Source organism: Kitasatospora sp. NPDC058243, from assembly GCF_042882025.1.
Taxonomy (GTDB): domain Bacteria; phylum Actinomycetota; class Actinomycetes; order Streptomycetales; family Streptomycetaceae; genus Kitasatospora.
This window is the reverse complement of the sequence record NZ_JBHVWW010000001.1, coordinates 40,885-60,929: the sequence shown is the minus strand read 5'-3', so window position 1 is coordinate 60,929 and position 20,045 is coordinate 40,885. Positions and strand designations below refer to the sequence as shown.

Below are 20,045 nucleotides of genomic sequence, written 5' to 3'. Positions count from 1 at the left end.
CCGCCCCGGACAGCGGCTCCACCGAGATCCGCTCGACGGGGGAGTGGTTCGACCCGGACAACGCCCCCGCTCGCCTTCAGCGGCGAGGCGCCCGAACGCTCGCAGGACTGCGTAGACAGCGCATCAACGCACCGTTGACCCGGCGTCCGGGGCGGGGGAATGGGTTCCTGGGTGCTCGTCGGCCCGGCCGGCGTCTTCGTCGTCGGGCCATGGGCGGGTGTCGGGGTTGGTGTCCAGGCCGTCCAGGCTCCCGGTGCTTCCCAGCCGTCCGTGTCTGCGTCCTTCGCCCCTGGCCCTCGATGCTCTGCTGCGCCCCGTTGTCTCTGTGGGCCCTCCACCGCCGCCGGGTGCCGTGCTGCCGTCTTCGCCGACAGGCCGGGGGATGCGGGCGGGGCGGGCGCGGGTGAGGAGGGCTTGCTCAGTGCAGTTGGCGCGGCCGGGCGATCGGCCCTGGGACCACGCAGGGCGGCCATGACGTGCTCGAACGTGGGCGCGTCGCCTGCTTGGCCGGGTGAGGTGGAAACACGGCGGACGGCAGCGACTGTCCGCGGTGAGGTGGATTTTGGTGGTCAGCCCGCCGCGGGAGTGTCCGATGGCGTGGTGGATCCGGCGCGCCGTCCGGGCGGTCCTGCCCTGGCGGGGCGGCGCCGGTTCCGGGGTGCGGCGATCCCCCGCGGGTGAGCAGCATCGCCTGAGGGCGGACGGCGGTGCAGGTGTCGGCGCTCGGAACGACTCCCGTCGGTCGACGGCGGGTCGGGAACCCGATTACGGTTCGGCAGCCCGCGGCAACGATCGGTGCTGGCCACTCGCCCTGCTGCTGCGCGCGGCATCACCGTCCACGGCCAACAGGGTGCCCGAACGTTCGCAGGAGCGTGTGGCCAGCTGATCAACGCACCATGGAGCCCGGCCCCGGGCAGGACGTGACGGTACGACCCGGCTCGGGCATCGCCGGCCGTGAGGGTGTCAGGCGGGCGCAGCTCGGGCGGGGTGACCGGTGCTCCGTCGGCCTGTACCGGCCGGCAAGGTGAAGCGTTGATCATATGTATACCCCTGCTTCGTAAAGTCACGCGCGCACCTTTCATGCCGTCAAGCGAGGGAACGAAATGCACCACACCTCACCACGCCTCACCCACCCTCCGAGCGGGGTTCCACGGCAACGGTCGGCCGGTCAGGGCCGGGTCGCCGCGACACTTGTCCTCGCCCTGATCGTGGGCCTGTTGCAGGCACTGCTCCTCCCGACCGCCGGACCGGCTTCCGCCGCCGTCGACGATCACACCGTCGCCACCTGGAACCTGCACTACAAGGCTGCTCGGCTCCAGTACACGGTCCCCTACCTGATGCGGGAGAAACGGCTGGAGATCATGGCCGTGCAGGAGGCCCCGGAGAAGTACGCCGTCGACTTCTTCACCGGCGGACGGCTGGTGAAGGACGTAGGGGCACGTCACCTGGAGGAATCGACGTGGAGCGATGGCGGGCAGACCTACTACTTGTACTGGGTGGTGAATGATCACTCTCAGAACAGGGGCGTCGGAATCGTCTCGACGATACAGAGGCAGGCGGACGATCTCGACGTCGTAGAAATGCCGATGAACGGGGCTGACATCTCGACCAGGAGAGGCCAGGCAGACGGGATAGTTCCGCGGAATGACCTGTACCCCTTCCCTGCGGTGGGTGTTCGCCTCGGCGCCGAGTGGTTCTACTCGATCCATGCCACCAACGGATCACCGCGGGCTCGGAACAATGCCGCCGGAATCGTCCGGACGATCAGTGACCGCAGGCCAGGCGAGCAGTGGGCTGTCATGGGCGACTGGAACCGTCATCCCTCCGACGGGAGCGATAAGTTCACCGCCGGATCGAGTCTCCGGGCCGAGAACTCGCTGGAACAGCAGATCACCAACGATCCCGCGGGCGTCCAGGTCGTCTACAGCAACCAACGGACGCACCGCGATAAGGTCGGCAATGTCCTCAGGGACATCAACGAGCTCGACTACCTGGTGACCAACGGGGTTGGCGGCTACACGGCTACTCGGATGAGCAGCGCTCTGGGGTCGGACCACTATCCGATGGTGTTCTCACGGAGCGCCGTCGACCCCGCCGTGGCCTGCCCTCTCCTGCCTCGGGCGGCGAGGAGTACTGCCGACACTGGCCTCTGCGACGAGACTCCCGACCGAGAACCGGCCATCGTGTCGATGGGCGACAGCTACATCTCCGGCGAGGGCGGCCGGTGGGCGGGCAACGCGAACACGGCGGAGACCGAGAAGGGGGACGTCTGGGGGACCGACCGACGCTCCCGCTGCCCGGACGACAAGCAGGACTGCGTCTACGACGCGACGTCCTACGCCAACGGCGGCAACAAGTGTGACCGCTCCGACGTGGCACCCATCAAGGGAACCGAGTTCGAGGACATTCCCGCCGAGCGGCGGTTCAACATCGCCTGCTCGGGCGCGACGACGAAGGACATCCTCTCGGATTCGCGCAACGGTGAGAAGCCACAGATCCAGCAGCTGGCCGACCTCGCCCGGACCAACGACATCCGCATGGTCGTGGTGTCCATCGGCGGCAACGACCTGGACTTCTCCGGCATCATGACGGCGTGTGGCATAGCCTTCTTCAATCCCAGTCTGCAAGCCTCCTGCAAACGGGATAAGGAGGAGCAGTTCGCCAAGAGGCTCAACTCGGTGCGGTCCGATGTCACCAACACGCTGACCGCCATCCGCCACGCCATGTCGGCCGCCGGCCAGTCGGACTACAAGCTCGTGCTCCAGTCGTATCCCAACCCTCTTCCGGGACCGGACGACTTCCGCTACGCGCAGGGTGTGATCACCAGCGACCGATTCAGCAAGGGAGGCTGCCCCTTCCGCGACGTGGACGCGGAGTGGGCCCATAACTCGGTCGTGCCGCGCATCACCGACATGCTGCGGCAGACCGCGGGGTCGGCCGGGGCGAAGTTTCTGAACGTGCAGGACGCCTTCGCCGGGCACGAGTTGTGCGAGAAGACCGCGGAGCAGGCCACAGGCGCGAACAGCAACGCCAATCCGCTGCCGGCATCGAAGGCGGAGTGGGTCCGGTGGGTGCCCTACGTTCCCGGTCTCGGATCGGTTTCCCCCAACACGCAGGGCGATGTCCAGGAGGCCATCCACCCCAACGCCTTCGGTCAGCAGGCGCTGTCGCAGTGCCTGACCGAGTTCGGCAAGGCGGCGTCCGGCTCCGACCGGTACATCTTCAACTGTGCCGGTTCGAACGACGGCATGAAGGTCGCTCCCGACCCGTCCGCGGTACGTGAGGGCATCATCCGGTTGCGCAACGCCCGTACGGGCGAGGTGCTGGACGCCGAGGGGAACGGCGACGACGACTACCTCGTCACCCGCCCGGACGACGGGCGGGCCAGCCAGCGGTGGCTGCTCCACAACGTGGACGGGAAGGTGTCGCTGCAGGCGCAGCACAACGGCCGCTTCATGGACCGCTATAACGGCTGGGCGTACCTGGCCCCCACAGAGCCGCGCTCCTGGTCCGTGAAGCAACTGGACGACGGCCGGGTCGCGCTGTACATGGGCCAGTACACCAGGTGTCTCGCCCAGGACCCGGGGAACCGGTCCCGGGACAAGAACTGGGTCAGCAACGATCCCTGCGCCAAGGACGTGCGGGAGGATCAGCTCTGGAACATCGAGTACCCCGGCGACGTAATCATCACCCCCCGCGACCCGGCCTCCGGCACGGATCCGCGTGAAGGCCAGCAGGTGGAGCTGCGCTCGGCCACCGGCATGGCCGTGGACCTCAGCGGCAGCAGCACCGCCGCCGGTACGAGCGTCCAGGCGTACGAGCCCAACGGCTCCGGCGCCCAGCGGTGGGTGATGCGCTCGCTCGGCGGCGGGAACTGGCGCATCGCCGCGTCGGCGAAGCCCGACATGGTCGTCGACCACGATCCGGGGCCGCACACCACCCACCTCATCCAGGCCCAGGAGGGCAACGCCAACCAGGTGTGGCAGCCCAAGGGCACCGGCACCGGCTGGTACACCCTGGTCAGCGGTGCCGACGGCGGCTGTCTGACCGCCGGCGCCGGGGGCGCCGCGCTCGCGGTGACGGCCTGTGACGCGAACAACCAGGCCCAGCGGTGGAAGTTCCGGGAGACCGGGACGGGCACGCAGGTGGGCACGATCCGCGGGTTGGGCGGCAAGTGCGTCGAGCCGCGCGGCGGCAGCCGGGACGACCGGACCCCGATCCGGCTCGCGGACTGCGCCGGCTCCGACGGCCAGGCGTGGACGGTCGCGGCCGACGGCACGCTGCAGGCCCTGGCCAAGTGCCTGGACGTCGACGCCGGGCGCGCCGACAACGGGACGGCCGTCCAGCTGTACGCGTGCAACGGCTCCGCCGCCCAGAAGTGGATCTACTCGGCGCGCCAGGAGCTGCGGAACCCGAACTCGGGCAAGTGCCTGGACGTCCCCGGCTCGGACACCGGCCGGCCGCTGCAGATCTACGACTGCAACCGGTCCGACGCCCAGAAGTGGCAGCTGTCCGCCCGCCCGGTGGGCCAGCCCGACGGCGGTGACGCGGGCGACCCGTTCGACGCCTCCCCGGACGGGCGCGGCACCAAGCCGGCCGCCTCGGGGGACTGCCGTCCCGAGGGCATGACGCCCACCCCGGGCGTGGCGGCGCGGTACTGCGACGTGTACGACGGCGCGGGCCGGGAGTGGGTCGGCAACGACCGGACCCGGCGCGTGGTGGGCTACTTCACCGGGTGGCGCGCGGGCGTGAACGGCGACCCGAAGTACCTGGCGTCGAACATCCCCTGGTCGAAGGTGACGCACGTCAACTACGCGTTCGCCGACGTCAAGGACAACCGGATCAGCATCGGCGACCCGAACGACCCGGCCAACCCGGCGACCGGCCTGAGCTGGCCGGGCGAGAAGAACGCCATGGATCCGTCCCTCCCGTACAAGGGGCACTTCAACCTGCTGAACACGTACAAGAAGCAGCACCCGGCGGTGAAGACGCTGATCTCGGTCGGCGGCTGGGCGGGCACCCGGAACTTCTACGCGATGACCACCAACGCCGACGGCTCGGTGAACCAGCCGGGCATCGACGCGTTCGCCGACTCCGTCAGCGCCTTCCTGGACCAGTACGGGTTCAACGGCGTCGACATCGACTACGAGTACCCGACGGCGCTGCCCAACACCGGCAACCCGCTGGACTGGGACGTCTCCAACCCGCGCCGCAAGGGCCTCCAGCAGGGCTACAACGCGCTGATGAAGACGCTGCGGACCAAGCTGGACCGGTCGGGCGCGGACAAGGGCCGCTACTACCTGCTGACCTCGGCCGGCTCCTCCTCCGGCTACCTCGTGCGCGGGCTGGACGCCGGGCAGGCGCTGCAGTACCAGGACTACGTCAACGTCATGACCTACGACCTGCACGGCTCCTGGAACAAGTTCGTCGGCCCGCAGGCCCCGCTCTACGACGACGGGAAGGACAACGAACTGGCCGACGCCGGGATCTACAACGACCAGGCGCCCAACACGAAGGACTTCCAGAAGGAGGGCTACTTCAACACCGACTGGGCCTACCACTACTACCGCGGCGCCCTGCCGGCCGGCCGGATCAACCTCGGCGTCCCGTACTACTCCCGCGGCTGGCGCGACGTCCAGGGCGGCACCGACGGGCTCTGGGGCACGGCCGCGATGGCGGACCAGGCGCAGTGCCCGCTGGGCACCGGCGGCCGCGGGCCCGCCAACGCGCAGTCCTGCGGGCGGGGCGCGGTCGGCATCGACAACCTCTGGCACGACCTGGAGAACGACCGGGAGGTCGGTGCCGGGTCGAACCCGCTGTGGCACACCAAGAACCTCCAGGACGGCCGCACCCCCGGCTACCTGAGGTCCTACGGCGTCGACACCGGCCTGCCGACCGGGCAGCTGACGGGCACCTACGCGCCGAAGTACTCGGACGCGCTCCAGTCGCCCTGGCTGTGGAACGACGCCAAGAAGGTGTTCCTCTCCACCGAGAACGAGAAGTCGATCGACGCCAAGGCCCGCTACATCGTCGACAAGGGCATCGGCGGCGCGATGATCTGGGAGCTCGCCGGCGACTACGCCCAGCGCCAGGGCGGGGAATGGGGCATGGGCTACGACCTGACCACCCGCCTCGACAACGCCTTCAAGGGCGCCGGCGCCGCCGGCAGCACCAAGGCGGGCGGCCGGCCGCAGCCGGCCGAGGTGATCGACGTGAAGGCCGAACTGGTGGACTTCCCCACCGGGGAGAACGACTTCTACCCCGTCCAGCCGAAGCTGCGGATCACCAACAACTCCGGCGTCACCCTCGCCCAGGGCACCGAGATCGCCCTCGACCTGCCCACCTCGATGCCGCCGATCGTCAAGGACAACGACTACAAGGAGATGAAGGGCCTCACTCCCGGCCACACCGGCCCCAACATCGGCGGTCTGAAGGGGGACTTCCACCGGCTCACCCTCACCCTCGGCTACTGCGAGGACCTGGCGCCGGGCAAGTCCCGGGACATCGACCTGAAGTACTACCTGCCGGTCACCGGGCCGTCCAACGTGACGTTCAGGATCGGCGGACGGGAGTACGGCTCGACCGGGGACCAGCGCCGCGACGTGCGGACCGTGGCCCCGCCCGCCCCCGCGGCCGGCAGCTCCTGCCAGGCCCCGGACTGGAAGCAGGGCCAGGTCTACCGGCCCGACGGCGGCCGGCTGTGGCGGATGTACGACAAGGGCGACAAGGGCTGGATGTTCGAGTACGGCGACAGCCAGACCGGGAAGCCCATGATGATCGACAACAACCCCGACCAGTCCCGCGCGCACCTCGTGGAGCTGAACGACCAGAACCCCAACCAGTACTGGCGGATCCAGGACGCGGGCGGCGGCCTGTACACCGTCTCCGGCGGCGGCAGGTGCCTGACCGCCACCGCCTCCCGGCAGGACATCGCCTCGCTCGCGTGCAACGGACGCAACGAGCAGAAGTGGCGGCTCGTCCCGATCGCCGACAACGGCAGTGAAGGGGCGCCCGGCGGGCCGAAGCACAACGGCCTGTTCAAGCTCCGCTCCGCGAACGGCAGCGACATCGAGGTCGCCGGCGGAGCCACCGTCCGGGAGACCCACCTCCTCACCGGCGACCCGGCCGCCTCGACGGCCGCGTTCGTGAAGTACCAGGGCTACTACTGGTACGCCCAGTGGTACACCACCGCCACCCCCGGCACGGCGGAGGCCAACGGCGGCCGGCCGTGGAAGAAGCTGAGCCCGGCGCCGTAGCCCCGTCTCCCGGGACACAGCCGGCCGGCTCCTTCGTCGTCCAGGCCGGTCGGACCGCACCGCCGGGCTGTTCAGCGGGCGCCGCGCCCGGTCGGTGACGGCCCCGGGAGACACCCGGTGCCGTCACCTCCGGATTGCGTCCCACAACGACCGCAGCGGGGATCGGTGCAGGTATTGGTACAGGTATCGGTGCAGGGGCGAGGCCGGCCGGCGGTGAGGAAGTACCAGCCGGCGCGCGGCGCTCAGCCGCCCGTCGTGCCGCCGGGCAGCGGGATGACGGTGTCTGCGACGTGGATCATCGCGAGACGGTGCGGCCGGACTGGCTGCCGTTGTTGGTCGGGTACAGGTTCGCCCATGACAGGTTGCACGCGAACTGCCACCACGCGTTGTTCGTCCCGGCGTCGGCCACGTCGTTCCAGTTCCAGCTGTAGGTGTGGCCGCAGGTGTCCCCGGCGGTCAGGTAGAACCGCTCGTCGGTGCGGCCCGCGTTGACGTGCCACCCGACGGTCGGGCCGTTCGCGTACACCTGGTACCACGCGCCGTTGTTGCTGGTGGCGCTGTCGGAGCCGCTGTCGGAGGCGGACGCGGTGCCGACGGTTGCGACGCCCACGCCGACCATCGTCGAAGTGACGACGGCCAGGGCGGCGAGAGTCTTCCTGATGCGCATGCTGTGCTCCCTTGGTGGATGAGCGTGTCGGTGGCCCGCCCCCGGTGCGTGGACGTCATTGCGTCAAGTGGTGCAGCCGATCACGATGAGGGGGTGCACCGGGGGCGCGTACCCATGCCGCTTCCACTCCCTGCCCGCACAGTGGGCTGCCATGCAACTCTCCTTGGTGAACGGCCAGTTCGACGAGGGAGGTGCGGGGCGGCCCGGTCTCAGCATGACCTACTCCGGCTGCCGGAGTCACTGCATTCGGCAGACGGACTCGAACTCGTCCGCAGTGGCGCGGCGCCTGCGCTGGTGAGCCGGCTTGCCCGGCGGCCGGACGGTCGTCGGGCACGGTCGTCACCGGCGGCCACAACGGTGGTCCCGGCTACATCCTGCTCACCTGGTAGAACCCGACGATCGTCTGGCGCGGCACGAGCGGCACGAGCCGCTCCGGGCGGGCGACCCCGCCCACCCGTCCCGGGGGTCGCGACACCCCAGCTCAAGGCGCGGGGCGCTGGGACCGGACCTGGACCGGTAGCCCCCGGACCTGGAAGCCCCGGGCGGACAGGCGTACGAATCCAGGGTAGCGTCTCAAGTACTCGGAGTGACTATGCGGAGAGGTGAAGCCATGAAGCCGATCAGCATGGGAGCCGCAGCGCTCCTCCTTGCCACCGGGACGGTGACCGCCGTTCAGGCCCCGGCCCATGCCGCCGACCCGGCCTACGGCTACACCTGCCCTACCGGCTACTACAGCGAGGAGGTCGCGATCGAGGGAGTGTTCTTCGGCGGGGCCTGCATCCCGGATCCTGCCAGCACCGGACCCCGCTACACGTTCCGCGTCGCCGTGCTCACGGAGGGCTTGCCGAGTGGGGACCGTGAGTACGTCGACGCCACCTTGAAATGCGACGAGTTGCAATCCGCCGCCCCCGACGTCGTCGCGTCGCGCTGCGACTTGGTTGACCCCGGCCTCACGGCCCGGGCGACGGCGAAGGCGTAGGGCCGGCAGGGCATGGACTGATCCGGGGACCAGGGGCCGGTCGTCGCGGCGTAGCGGGAGCGAAACAGGCCCCCGGGCGGGCGTCCGGGTCACGTCGGGGAGTGCGGTCAAGGCGCCGGAGGCGACGTCGGCGGCCCGCCGGAGGGGGCGTCCGGATTCCGTCGTCGTGGTGATCGCCTGCTGCATGGTGGCTAAGCTGCCAAGGCCCTCGAACGGGTGCTGGTCGCTGCCGGCAGGGCATGGCCGGCTGTCGGGCGGTGCCTGGGTGTGGTGGCGGAACGGGACCGCCCGGTCGCCGGCTCGGGTGAGGCGGCGACCGGGCGGTCGGGGTGTGTCTGGGTGTGTCGGGGCGGGCGGTGGGCCGTGCCTCGGGGTCAGGCAGTGGCCGGTTCGGGCTGCTCCGCCTGGCGGTCGGAGGGCTGTGCGGTGGTGGCGGGGGTGTTCTCCCGGGGTGCGGGGAGTGCGGCCATGATCGCGGCGGAGATCACGATGGTCGCTGCCCAGGCGAGCCCGTACCTGCCGACGGGGGTGTCGGAGAGCGGGCCGGCGAACCAGTCGCACTTGGTGAAGGCGAGCCCCAGCAGCAGTGCGAGCACCCAGGACACCATGGCCTGCCAGCAGAAGCCGCCGGTGTACCAGTAGCGGCTGTTCCTGCTGGTGTCCATGAGCCCGGCGGCGTCGTAGCGCACCGCGCGTGAGCGGCGCCGGAACATGTCCACCGCGTAGACGCCGATCCAGGCCGAGAAGGAGACGGCGAGCAGGATGAGGAAGGTGATGAAGGAGCCCAGGAAGCTCTTGGCGACCAGCATCAGCAGCAGGCCGCCGACCAGCGAGATCACGGCGTTGATGCTGACGGCCGTGGCGCGCGGCAGCTTGACGCCCATGGTCTGAGCGGTGAAGCCGGCCGAGTACATGGAGAGGCTGTTGATCAGCAGCATGCCCACGATCGCGGTCAGCAGGTAGGGCACGGCGAGCCAGGTCGGCAGCAGGTCGCCGAGGAAGGAGACCGGGTCGGCGGCCTGGGCGAGGCCGGGTGAGGCCACCGCCATCACGGCGCCCATGAGCACCATGGGCACCATCACCAGGCCGGCGCCGGAGACCGTCACGCCGACGATCTTCCTGCCGGAGGCGGCGTGCGGGAGGTAGCGGGCGAAGTCCGGGCCGGTGGGGACCCAGCTGATGCCGCCGGCGGCGATGGTCCCGATGCCGGCGATCATCATCGCGGTGGTGCCCGCGGGCTTGGCGAAGACCTCGCTCCAGTGCATGGTGGCGACCAGGTAGCCCAGGACCAGCACGCTGAAGACGCCGAAGAGGTACGTCGACCAGGTGTTGCAGACGTTCAGCGCCTTGCGGCCCATGCCGGAGACCAGGAAGGTGCAGGCGACGAAGGCGAAGAGCGTGATGACGATCAGCGCGGTGTTGGCCTTGACGCCGAAGAGCAGGTCGAGGACGGTCAGCACGGCGTAGGCGCCGGTGACGGCGTTGATCGTCTCCCAGCCGAACCGGGCGATCCAGAGCACCGCGCCGGGGAAGAGGTTGCCGCGCACCCCGAAGGTGGCCCGCGAGAGGGTCGCGCCCGGCGCCCCGCCCCACTTGCCGGAGACCGACAGCACGCCGACCAGGCCGAACGAGACGAGCGCGGCGCACGCCGCGACGATCAGGACCTGCCAGAAGTTCAACTGGTTGAACACCACCAGGGCGGCGCCCATGGTGAGCAGCAGGACGCTGATGTTCGCGGCGACCCAGGTCGGGAAGAGCTCGCGGACTCTGCCCCCGCGCTCGTGGTCGGGGACGGGTTCGATGCCGCGGGTTTCTATCGCGCCGCCGGTGTCGGCGTTCGACGGGTTGTCCATGAGGGTGGCTCCGTGCGTGTGAAGCGGAGATAAATCGAACAAATGGGGCATTTGTGGAACTCTTCGCGCGTAGCGCGGGAGTTGAGTCATCCTACTTTGTCCGCTTCGGTTCCCGGGCCTGGCCGGTACCGGAGGGGAGGACGCCACCCCCGCCCGCGGCCTCTCCGCAAACGCCGCGAACGCTGCAAACGCCGCGAACGGCGGACCCGGCCCACGGCCAGGTCCGACGCGCTCGCGGCGTTCGCCGAGGAGGAGATCAGGGCCGGGATGCGCCGCCGGCCCGGGAGCGCGCAGGCCCGACCGGGCGCCGCCTGGTCCAGGCGCTCAGCGCGCACCCGGGAGGTCTCACCTGGGTCTCACCTGGTGAACAGCGAGCTGCCGCTGACGACGCGGGTGGTGCCGTCGGCGAGGGTGACGGTGACCGTGTCGGGGACGGCACGGTGTGACATCGTCCCGGGCCACCAGGCGGTCCAGCGGCCGTCCGCCACGGTGACCTGGAAGGTGCGTCCGGCGACCTGCATGGTGATCGCCTTCACGCCGGCCCCCACGGAGCCCTGCGCGTAGTTGAACATGGCATCCCCGTCGCCGTGGGAGCCGCCCGTGTCGTAGGTGACCGCATCGGCCGCCACGTTCTTCACCGGGTCGATCGCCTCCCACAGGCCGCTGGTCTCCGAGGCGACGTAGCAGAGCATGGCCTTGCCGCCGCGGTTGACGACCATGGAGGCGACCTTGCCCCGCAGGTCCGCATTGGTGATCTTGACGGGTGCCCCGGCGCCAGGGCCGTCGGCCATCCGGTCCAGGCACCACTTCTCGGCGGTGGCGCCCGGGCCCGTCGAAGCGGCCAGCGGTGTCGGGACACCGGTCCAGCTGGCCAGCTCCGCGGAGCTCAGCGGCCCGCTGGCGCCGCCCCGCGAGGACTGCGTCACGGCCACGGCCACGGCCGTACCCACGACGAGCGCACCGGCGAGGGTGACGGCCAGCCGCCGCCGAAAGCGCGGCCTGGCGGGGGCCGGGGCGGGGGTGGAGGTTGGGGCGGGGGTGTCGAGGTCGATCTGGCGCATCAGGCGCTCCCGGTGTAGGGCGTGGCGTCCTGCGGGGAGGTCGCGCTCGGCCGGCACGGGCACCTGCCCGAGCAGTTCCGCGCGCTCGACCGGCTCCGGCCGCTGTCCGGCGTTCACTGGTGTACCTCCTTCGTGGACGGGGCCGCACTCGCGGACCCACCCTGGATCTGGTTCCGGCCACGGCCGGGTTCCACTTTTTTCCGCTGCGCCCGGCGCTGGGCCGTCTCGGCGAGGCGGTGCAGCCGGGCCCGGGCCCGGGACAGGCGTGAGCGTACGGTGCCCACCGGTACGCCCAGGGCCTCGGCGGCCTCCTGGTAGTCCAGGCCCGCCCACACGCACAGGGCCAGCACCTCGCGGTCCGGGCGGCGCAGCCGCGCCAGCGACTGGTGCAGGACCGCGATCCGCGCCGCGTCGTCGATCCGCCCGGCCACCTCCTGCGCGAAGTCGGGAACGTTCTCGCGGGCCGGCGGGAGCTGCGCCAGTACCTGCCAGTGCCGCCGGGCGGCCCGGCGCTGGTTGCTGACCAGCTTCGTGGCGATGCCCAGCAGCCAGGGCCGCAGCGACCCGCCCTCCGCCTCGACCCGGTCGTGCCGGCGCCAGGCCTCCAGGAACGTCAACGACATCACGTCCTCCGCCGTCGACCAGTCCCCGGTGAGCCGGAACACGTGGTTGTACACCGCACGCGCATACGTGTCGAAGAGCCGGCCGAACGCGTCCCGGTCACCGGCCCGCACCCTCGCGCGCACATCTCGATCTGAAGAGTCCACGCCCCCTATCTGGTGCCCCGCCCGCGCGGGTTCCTATGACCTGCGTCACCCGCGGAACGCGCCTGGCCGCTCTACCGGCCCGCCCGGCCATCGTCGGAGCGATCGCCTGCACGGCGATCCCGCGCATCCGGACGAAGGCCTCGGGCGGACGTCGTGGTCCCCGAACTTGCGGGCAAGGCCGCCCCCGGGCGCTTCGACCCGCATGCCCGCCGCCTCGATATCCAGCCCGTCGGCTGGTCCCGGGCGAGTGGCGGGCGGTCCGTGCTCAGGCGGTTGCGTCGAGGGCCGGGGGCTGCCAGTTGTACGTCCGGGCGGAGCGGTTGAGCAGGGTGCGGGCCGGGAGGAGGCCGGCGAGGGTGAGGGCGGCATCGCGCAAGCGGGTGGCGGCGGGGGTGTGGAGGGCGACGAGGTCGCCGGTACGGCGGGAGCCGGTGACGATGGCGGTGGTGCGCGGGAGGCGTGCGGCGGTGTAGGCGGGGAGGGTGGTGGCCGGGTCCGCGCCGGGGGTCAGGGCGGAGGCGAGGACGACGGCGTCCTCGATGGCCTGGCAGGCGCCCTGGCCCTGGAAGGGGCACATGGCGTGGGCGGCGTCGCCGAGGAGGGCAACCCGGCCCTGGTGGTAGGTGGGCAGGGGGTCGGCGAGGTCCCAGACGTCGTGGCGCAGGACGCGCTCGGGTTCCGCGAGCGCGAGGAGTTGGGGCACGGGCGCGCACCAGGTGCCGAACCTGCGCAGGAGTTCGGCCTTCTCGTCGCCGTCGGCGGCGCGGGCGCCGGCCGGGGCGAGGGCGGCGCCGTACACGTAGACCCGGCCGTCGGCGAGCGGGACGACGCCGGCGAGCTGTCCGCGTCCCCAGACCTCGCCCACGGCATCCGGCCGGCGGGTGGGGGACACGACGGTGCGCCAGGTGGTGAAGCCGCTGTAGCGGGGGCCGGGGTGCTGGGGGAAGAGCAGCGCGCGGGTGGCGGAGCGGAGGCCGTCGGCGGCGACCACCAGGGCGGCGGGCCGTTCCCCGTCGGGGGTCCGGACGACGGCTGGTCCGGTGGTGCTTCCTGGGGTGCCTCCGGTGGCGCTTCCGGTGGTGCCTCCGGGGGTGACGAGGGCGGCGGGCGAGTTGGTGCGGACGGTGCCGTCCGGAAGGGCGTCGACCAGGGCGGCGATGACGTCGGCGCGGGCGACGGCGGCGATCGTGTCGCCGAAGCAGGCCTCGAAGGTGGCGGTGTCGGTACGGGCGAGCCAGCGGCCGGAGGGGTGGCGCAGGCCGACGGCGGGATGAGGGGTGGCGAGGGCTCGCAGGCGTTCGCCGATGCCGAGCCGGTCGAGGGCGCGCAGGGCGTTGGGGGCGAGGGCGAGTCCGGCGCCGACGGGTTCGAGCGAGGCGGCGCGCTCGTGGACGGTCACGGGGATGCCCTGGCGGTGGAGGGCGAGGGCGGCGGAGAGTCCGCCGATGCCGCCGCCGATGACGATTGCCTGGTACGCGCCCATGAGTGAACCCCTCTCCCGACACTACGGCTGTAGTGACCACTTCCCGCACCATACTACACCTGTAGTTGGGATGGGATAGTGTTGGCGTGAAGGGGGTTCGGGCCCGCCCCGGGTCGGGACCCCCTGAAGAGAGAGGCCAGGACCGGATCCATGACACCGCCGCGCCCGACGCTGATCGCCGACGCCGCCATCGCCCTGATCGCCGAGCGCGGCCTGCGCGGGCTGACCCACCGCGCCGTGGACGAGGAGGCCGGACTGCCCGCCGGCTCGACCTCGAACCTCGCCCGGACCAGGGCCGCCCTGCTCGACCTCGCCCTCACCCGCATCGTCGAACGCGAGACCGGAGGCCACCCGGTCATGGCCGGCGGGCCCCAGCCGGACTGCTGCCCGCGCCACCTGCTCACCCAGGGAGTGGCCGAGCTGCTGTACGGCGCGCTCACCACCGGGCGCAGGCTCACTCTGGCCCGCCTCGAACTCGCCCTGGAAGCCACCCGCCGGCCCGAACTGCGCGCCGGCTACGACCGGCTGGGCGCGCGCTTCACCGACACCGCTGCCGCCCTGCTGGCGCAGAGCGGCTCGGCCGACCCGGCGGCCGACGCCCGACGGCTGATCCGCTGGTGCGACGGGCTGCTGTTCAACGCCACAGCGGGAAGCGGACACTGGCACGTGCCGACACCGGAGGACCTGTGCGGCGAGGTGGCACACTACCTCGCCGCACTGCTCGACCGGGACTGACCGGCCGGGACTGACCAGTCGGGACTGACCGGCCGCCGCGGACGCAGGCCCTCGACGCGGAGGGCTTCGGCTACCACCGCTGCTTCAGCTGGGTGTTCGCTGTTTCCGCCAGCGGGCCTGGTGGAAGATCGGTTCGACGGCGACCACGCAGAACGCGTGCATGGGCTGGTCCGTGCCCCTGGGGTCGAAGAAGCCCACCATGTCGCCGAGGAAGCTCTCGCCGTGCTGATGGACGTGGGGGTCTTGGGCGACGCGGCCGCCGGCGGCGGTGAGCCAGTCGCCGATCCAGAACAGCAGCTCGGCACGGGCGGTGATGACGATCGTCGCGGCGTACTCGGCGAAGCGGGCGGGGTGGCGATCGGCTCGGCGACGGACGTCGTCGGGACGGTCGGGAGATCGTGCCGCTGGGGCGGTCACCCTCAACGGCACCGAGGCGCGGCGCATCCTGTGCCGCAGATCCGGCCAGTCGGACGGCCGCAGTCCCGTGTCCTCACGGGCCAGGAGCATGGGCATCGGATGGGTGTCGCCGCCGGCGGAGGCCATCGGATGGGCGCCCGGTGGGACCGGAATGTAGATCGCGCTGTGCGGGCTCGCCGCGGCGACGCGGAACAGAGCGCCGAGCCGAAGGAGATCGGCGCGGCTTGCGCCCAGATACCCGACTCGGTAGTCGGGCGGGCGGACGAAAGTGTTGCGGAGCATGGGACCGGTGCTCAGGATCCGGCTGAGCCCGGATCCGGGATAGGCAACAGGGTGGCTCGTCACCCGCAACCGCATCCGACCGTCGCCAACCCCCATGTGCCAAGTACAACACGCGCGCCAGTGGCCTCAAGCTCCTTTTTTGCGAAGCCCGGGGAGCCCCTCGCGGTGCGGAGCACAACCATGGTCCCGACGGACCTCGACAAACCCGTCGGCCGCCTCTCCGTCGGCCGTGAACTGCGGCTGGAACCGGGCCGGAGCGCACACCCGGCACCGGTACGAGGACGAGACGTCGTTACCGGAACCTGACGGTACCGATGGAAGAGCGAAACGCGCCCCAGACCAGGACCTGACGTTCTGTTCCTACAGTGCCGGATATCCGTGACGCGCGGGGCGGACCGCGGCCGCCCCCCGCGTACGGACCGCACCCGAGCGCGGACCGCACCCGAAGCGAACCGCACCCGACATGAACCGCACCCGACCGAGATGGGCAACGATGTCAGCCACACGCCGAGAACTCCCCCGCGGCCTCTCCGCCGCAGCCGCCCTCCTGCTGAGCGCGACCACGGCAGCGGCGGTGCTGCTGCCCACCGCGGCCTTGGCCGCGGAACCGGACTCCGTCACTTCGCACGCCGGCGCCACGACCGCCCAGGAGCGCAGCCGGATCGACGCCTACTGGACCGCCGCGCGGATGAAGCTGGCGGGCGCCATGGTCCCCGAGATCACCCCCGTGCCCGAGGACGACACCACGCCCGACGATCCGCGTCCGCTCCCGCCGAACACGCCGGACCCCGGCGCCGTCTGGACCCACGGCGGCGCGGTGGACCGGAGCGTCGGCCGGCTCTTCTTCACCTTCTCCGACGGCTACGACGGCAGTTGCACCGCGACCGTCGTCAACAGTGCGAACCGCAGCACCGTCGTCACCGCGGCGCACTGCCTGCGGGGCGTCGGGGCTCCCGCCACCGACGACACCTGGCAGCACAACCTCTACTTCGTGCCCGGCTACCGCAACGGGACGAAGCCGCTCGGCGGATTCAGCATCAAGTCGATGGCCACGTCGTCCCGTTGGGACGCCGATCCGGGCAGCGCGACCTCGAACGACGTCGCCGTCGCCGGCTACGACACCGGGGTCCTCGTGGCGAACCCGTCAGCCGAGGGGCGCCGGATCGCGGACGTCACCGGAAGCCAGCGGATCGCGTTCACCGAGCCCGCGGCGGGCGAGTTCATCCACACCTTCGGCTACCCGAAGGACCGGCTCAACGACCCCAGCGCCAAGTACGCCGGTTCACGCATGATCCACTGCGCCGGACCGGACCGGCCGGCCCCCAAGGCGCCCCTGCTGTGGGGCGAGTCCTGCGACATGGCCCACGGGGCGAGCGGCGGCCCGCACTTCGCCCGCTTCGACACCCGGACCGGCGCCGGCACCGTCGTCGGCGTCACCACCACCACGGATGACCTCGCGGGCGGGCAGCCCGGCACGCTGTACGCCACCCGCCTCGGTGACAGCGCCCACCGCCTCTACAGCTGGGCCCAGGCGCGCTAGGCCTGACCGGCACAAACACCGGCCGGAGCCACCAGGCCCCAACGGAAAACGCCGGTACCAGGGGCGCGAGCCGACTGGCTCCCGCACCCCCGGTACCGGCGTTCGAGGCCTCCGCCCGGGGCGGCCGTCCGAAGCCGCTGCGCCGTCCGTCAGGCCGGGACCACCCGGTAACTCCGCATCGCCCACGGCAGGTTGGCTTGGGCCAGCGAGCCGGTGGCCCACGGGTGCGCACCAGCACAGTCCGTGTCCGGGTACAGCGCCACGGACACGGAGCCGGAGACGACCTGGACGGAGCGGGCGGGCGCCGACAGGGCGTGGCAGGTGCCGAAGTCGCCCAGGCCGACCGTGGTCACCGCCCCGCTCCCGCCGGTGCCCGTGTACAGGTGGGCGCCCGGCTGCGGCGGCGGCCAGCCGGCGGCGTGCGCCGATCCGGCGCCGAGGCCGAATCGACTCCAGCGAACGCCTCGGGCGTCGCAGGCGGGTCATCGAACGAACGACGTCATGGCTGACCGGCTACCGCCGGCTCAACCATCGCTACGAACGCGACCCCCGCACCTACCTGGCCTTCCTCGGCCTCGCCGCCACCCTCTGCTGCTACAAACGCCTGACCCGCCCCACCACATAGGACACGGTCTTACTGACTTCGGCGCTTCGGGGTGATTGGCCTGTTCATGTAGCTGACTGATGGTCATCTGCGCGCTATGCCGTAGGTATGCGATATGCGGATGGGGGCGGGCTGACGGCGAAAGGTCGCCAGCGTCGCGAGGAGGTGCGGCTGGAGGCCGCCGGGTTGTTCGCCGATGGGCTGGGGCCGCCGGAGGTTGCCCGCAGGTTGCGGGTGAGCTCGAAGTCGGCCTGCCTGTGGCTCTGCGGCCCATTCGTGAAGCGACCTGATGACCTCAGCCACTGCCCTCCTCTTGATCGGAAGTTGCGGTAGTTCTCGCCAGAAGCCCGGCGGGGTAGGCCCCGAACTGTGATTTCGGGGTAAGCACCACCCCCTTGGCTCAGGGCAATGACACCATCCGCGTCCGGGCCGGCCTGGACTCGCAGCTGTTCGACCTGACACTTCTTGTCAGCAATGTGCCGCAGGCTCTCCTGCAGGCCGGCGAGTTCGCCGAGCCACTGCATCCGTTGGGTCTCCCCGAGGCGGCGGGTGTTGATCTCGATCTCGAGCAGCCTGGGCTCTTGGACGAGGTCGAGACGGAGCATGGGGCACCTGACACGGGCTCATCCGAACTGTGGCCTGTTGTGAAAGTGCTGGTCACAGCCATTCGTTGATGGCTGTGGCCAGCACGGTCGCTTCGTAGCGGACGGCAGGTTTGTCGTATCTCGTAGCGGCGGTCCGTGGCGCTTGAGTTGGCGGCTCCTTCTGGAGGCCCCCTTTTCGCCGCCCCGGCGGCCTGCTGATGGGTCCGGTACGGAGGCCGCCCTGTCTTCTTACCCGCCGGCAGCAACTCCTCCAGTCGGACCCACTGTTCGTCCGTCAGGCCTCCGCACCCCGCGCCAAGATCATCACAGACCGCGATCAGGAGTTTCCTCCGCTGGAAACACCGGGTTCCCGTCCTCACCCGTGAACGGCGGGCGGGACGGCAGGTGTCCCAGCGCTTGCCAGACGGCGTGGGCGGCAGCGAACTTCACGTCACCCGGACCGGTATCAGGAGGAGCGATGACAATCCCGGTGATCTCCACCAGCCAGCCGCGGATGCCGGCGGGCAGTTCCCTCAACGCGTACCGGACGCCTTCTCGCGCTTCCGCCTCGGCGCCCGGGTCCCCCGCGTCATCGACGACTGCCGAGCCATTTCGGCCGAACACCGCCGCACGGACCACAACGCCAGCACTCGCCACCGGGACCAGGCGCACGCTGACCTCGGCGAAACGCGCCCAGCGGTTCGTCTGGCGCCGCAGTCGATAGATCCCATCCATGGCGTGAGTCTCCCGCACTACCAAGGCACCAACCGCCACTTCCGCAACACACGCACACCTAACCCAGCTGGCGGCCTGGCGGGGCGGATCGCAGTTGAGCCGCTGAAAGTAGTGGCTGGAAATCCTGGCGCCCGGGAGCATTCGGGCGTGTCGCACCGCCAGCTGCTGCCCGGCCGCCATCCGTCAGCGCGCGGTGCGCCATGGGTACTCGCTGCCTCACTGCAGGACGACCTCGACCCCGTGGTCGGCGAAGATCTCAAGGAGAACCTCGAACAGGGCCGCAGTGCCCTCGTGCAGCGCACGCTGTCTCACGAGCCGCGTCCTGGCTACCTCCGAGTGCTGCCATTCCAACGTGAACGGAGAAGAGGCACCCCAGCCTCCTCCGAGGCAGTCGTCCAAGGCGTCGAGGTTCCAGCCGAAGTATCCGCCGGGCCCGTCGATCGCTTCGCCCAGCGCGCAGTAGAAGCTGTCGACGTCGATGACCTGACGGCCGTCCATCCTGAACACTTGTCCCGGTGACCGGTCGCCATCGTCGTTCCGGTGCCGGTATTCCCGGGACAACATAGCCACGGACAACCATGCAAGACGGCCCGCCGGACCCATGGATCTCCACAGTCCATTTCGGTTCAACTGCCCGGTACGGATCAGTTCCCACACCCCGGCGGAGCCAGGAAGCGCATTTTGACACCAGAGCCGTACCGAGACATCGAAGAGGCCCTCACCGAGAACTGATGGCTTGACGGCGGTCACGGTGACACCACCGACGAAGTAAGACCCCATCGTGGTACCAGCGGTATCGAGCAGGGTCAGGTAGGCGTTTCCCGCGCAGGCGTCGTGTCCACCAACACGGTCGAGAGCGGCCAGCAGCCCGCCCTCCGGTGCGCATCCGCGCAAGTCGACCAACCGGTGGTCATTCTTGAGCGGCGCGAACAAGCCTGTGCAATCCTGAGCGAAACCCCAAGGGGTGTCCTCGTCGTCGTCGCCGGTCAGAGAGTAGTTGAACTCCGCCCGCGCGCCTGTCGCTTCCATCTCAACCTCACCATCTGTCGTCCCTGCAGGAGCTCGGGTCGGGGCACTTCGAG

Annotated in this window: 15 protein-coding genes and 1 pseudogene; 7 read left to right on the top strand and 9 right to left on the bottom strand. The window is 70.7% G+C overall.

Features of this window, described 5'->3' with window-relative positions:
* Nucleotides 1-1,217: 1,217 nt before the first annotated feature.
* The gene (locus tag ACFVX9_RS00275; RefSeq protein WP_387979519.1) at nucleotides 1,218-7,256 is read left to right on the top strand and encodes a glycosyl hydrolase family 18 protein; all 6,039 of its coding nucleotides are present in this window, start codon (nucleotides 1,218-1,220) and stop codon (nucleotides 7,254-7,256) included.
* Nucleotides 7,257-7,551: 295 nt separating this feature from the next.
* On the opposite strand, the gene ACFVX9_RS00270 is transcribed toward ACFVX9_RS00275, so the two are convergent.
* A complete protein-coding gene (locus tag ACFVX9_RS00270; RefSeq protein ID WP_363367939.1) occupies nucleotides 7,552-7,923 on the bottom strand; it encodes a hypothetical protein in 372 nt (123 codons plus the stop codon).
* A gap of 610 nt (nucleotides 7,924-8,533) precedes the next feature.
* On the opposite strand from ACFVX9_RS00270, the gene ACFVX9_RS00265 reads away from it, so the two are divergent.
* Nucleotides 8,534-8,902: a hypothetical protein gene (locus tag ACFVX9_RS00265; RefSeq protein ID WP_387979515.1), complete on the top strand. Its 369-nt coding sequence runs from the start codon at nucleotides 8,534-8,536 to the stop codon at nucleotides 8,900-8,902.
* Nucleotides 8,903-9,276: 374 nt separating this feature from the next.
* Here ACFVX9_RS00265 and ACFVX9_RS00260 read toward each other — a convergent pair whose 3' ends face one another.
* The 4 genes from ACFVX9_RS00260 to ACFVX9_RS00245 form a co-directional block, all read right to left on the bottom strand.
* Nucleotides 9,277-10,755, bottom strand: coding sequence for a purine-cytosine permease family protein (locus ACFVX9_RS00260; RefSeq protein WP_380478632.1), 1,479 nt, complete (start codon nucleotides 10,753-10,755; stop codon nucleotides 9,277-9,279).
* A gap of 356 nt (nucleotides 10,756-11,111) precedes the next feature.
* Nucleotides 11,112-11,933, bottom strand: a complete 822-nt coding sequence (locus tag ACFVX9_RS00255; protein WP_380478630.1) for a hypothetical protein — start codon at nucleotides 11,931-11,933, stop codon at nucleotides 11,112-11,114.
* Nucleotides 11,930-12,562, bottom strand: a complete 633-nt coding sequence (locus ACFVX9_RS00250) for an RNA polymerase sigma factor (protein ID WP_380377753.1) — start codon at nucleotides 12,560-12,562, stop codon at nucleotides 11,930-11,932. Before ACFVX9_RS00250 ends, ACFVX9_RS00255 begins: the two co-directional genes overlap by 4 nt.
* Before the next feature lie 286 nt (nucleotides 12,563-12,848).
* Entirely contained in the window at nucleotides 12,849-14,066 is a 1,218-nt protein-coding gene (locus ACFVX9_RS00245) for an FAD-dependent monooxygenase (protein ID WP_387979510.1), read from the bottom strand.
* Nucleotides 14,067-14,216: 150 nt separating this feature from the next.
* Here ACFVX9_RS00245 and ACFVX9_RS00240 point away from each other — a divergent pair, with 150 nt between their 5' ends.
* Entirely contained in the window at nucleotides 14,217-14,801 is a 585-nt protein-coding gene (locus tag ACFVX9_RS00240; RefSeq protein ID WP_380377757.1) for a TetR/AcrR family transcriptional regulator, read from the top strand.
* Nucleotides 14,802-14,885: 84 nt separating this feature from the next.
* Here ACFVX9_RS00240 and ACFVX9_RS00235 read toward each other — a convergent pair whose 3' ends face one another.
* A complete protein-coding gene (locus ACFVX9_RS00235) occupies nucleotides 14,886-15,500 on the bottom strand; it encodes a hypothetical protein (RefSeq protein ID WP_387979507.1) in 615 nt (204 codons plus the stop codon).
* A gap of 493 nt (nucleotides 15,501-15,993) precedes the next feature.
* On the opposite strand from ACFVX9_RS00235, the gene ACFVX9_RS00230 reads away from it, so the two are divergent.
* A complete protein-coding gene (locus ACFVX9_RS00230) occupies nucleotides 15,994-17,040 on the top strand; it encodes a trypsin-like serine peptidase (RefSeq protein WP_387979504.1) in 1,047 nt (348 codons plus the stop codon).
* A 149-nt stretch (nucleotides 17,041-17,189) separates the two neighbouring features.
* Here ACFVX9_RS00230 and ACFVX9_RS00225 read toward each other — a convergent pair whose 3' ends face one another.
* On the bottom strand, nucleotides 17,190-17,393 hold the full coding sequence (locus ACFVX9_RS00225) for a hypothetical protein (RefSeq protein ID WP_387979922.1): 204 nt from the start codon (nucleotides 17,391-17,393) through the stop codon (nucleotides 17,190-17,192).
* A gap of 74 nt (nucleotides 17,394-17,467) precedes the next feature.
* Between ACFVX9_RS00225 and ACFVX9_RS00220 the strand changes: the two are divergent.
* The 3 genes and pseudogenes from ACFVX9_RS00220 to ACFVX9_RS00210 form a co-directional block, all read left to right on the top strand.
* Nucleotides 17,468-17,665, top strand: a pseudogene (locus ACFVX9_RS00220) (IS5/IS1182 family transposase); the annotation flags it as partial.
* Between the two features lie 87 nt (nucleotides 17,666-17,752).
* The gene (locus ACFVX9_RS00215) at nucleotides 17,753-17,977 is read left to right on the top strand and encodes a helix-turn-helix domain-containing protein (RefSeq protein WP_387979501.1); all 225 of its coding nucleotides are present in this window, start codon (nucleotides 17,753-17,755) and stop codon (nucleotides 17,975-17,977) included.
* 62 nt (nucleotides 17,978-18,039) lie between these two features.
* Nucleotides 18,040-18,318: a hypothetical protein gene (locus tag ACFVX9_RS00210; protein ID WP_387979499.1), complete on the top strand. Its 279-nt coding sequence runs from the start codon at nucleotides 18,040-18,042 to the stop codon at nucleotides 18,316-18,318.
* Between the two features lie 234 nt (nucleotides 18,319-18,552).
* Here the strand turns inward: ACFVX9_RS00210 and ACFVX9_RS00205 are convergent, their stop codons facing one another.
* Nucleotides 18,553-18,963, bottom strand: coding sequence for a hypothetical protein (locus tag ACFVX9_RS00205; RefSeq protein ID WP_387979496.1), 411 nt, complete (start codon nucleotides 18,961-18,963; stop codon nucleotides 18,553-18,555).
* 216 nt (nucleotides 18,964-19,179) lie between these two features.
* Nucleotides 19,180-19,992, bottom strand: coding sequence for a barstar family protein (locus ACFVX9_RS00200; protein WP_363367961.1), 813 nt, complete (start codon nucleotides 19,990-19,992; stop codon nucleotides 19,180-19,182).
* Nucleotides 19,993-20,045: the final 53 nt, after the last annotated feature.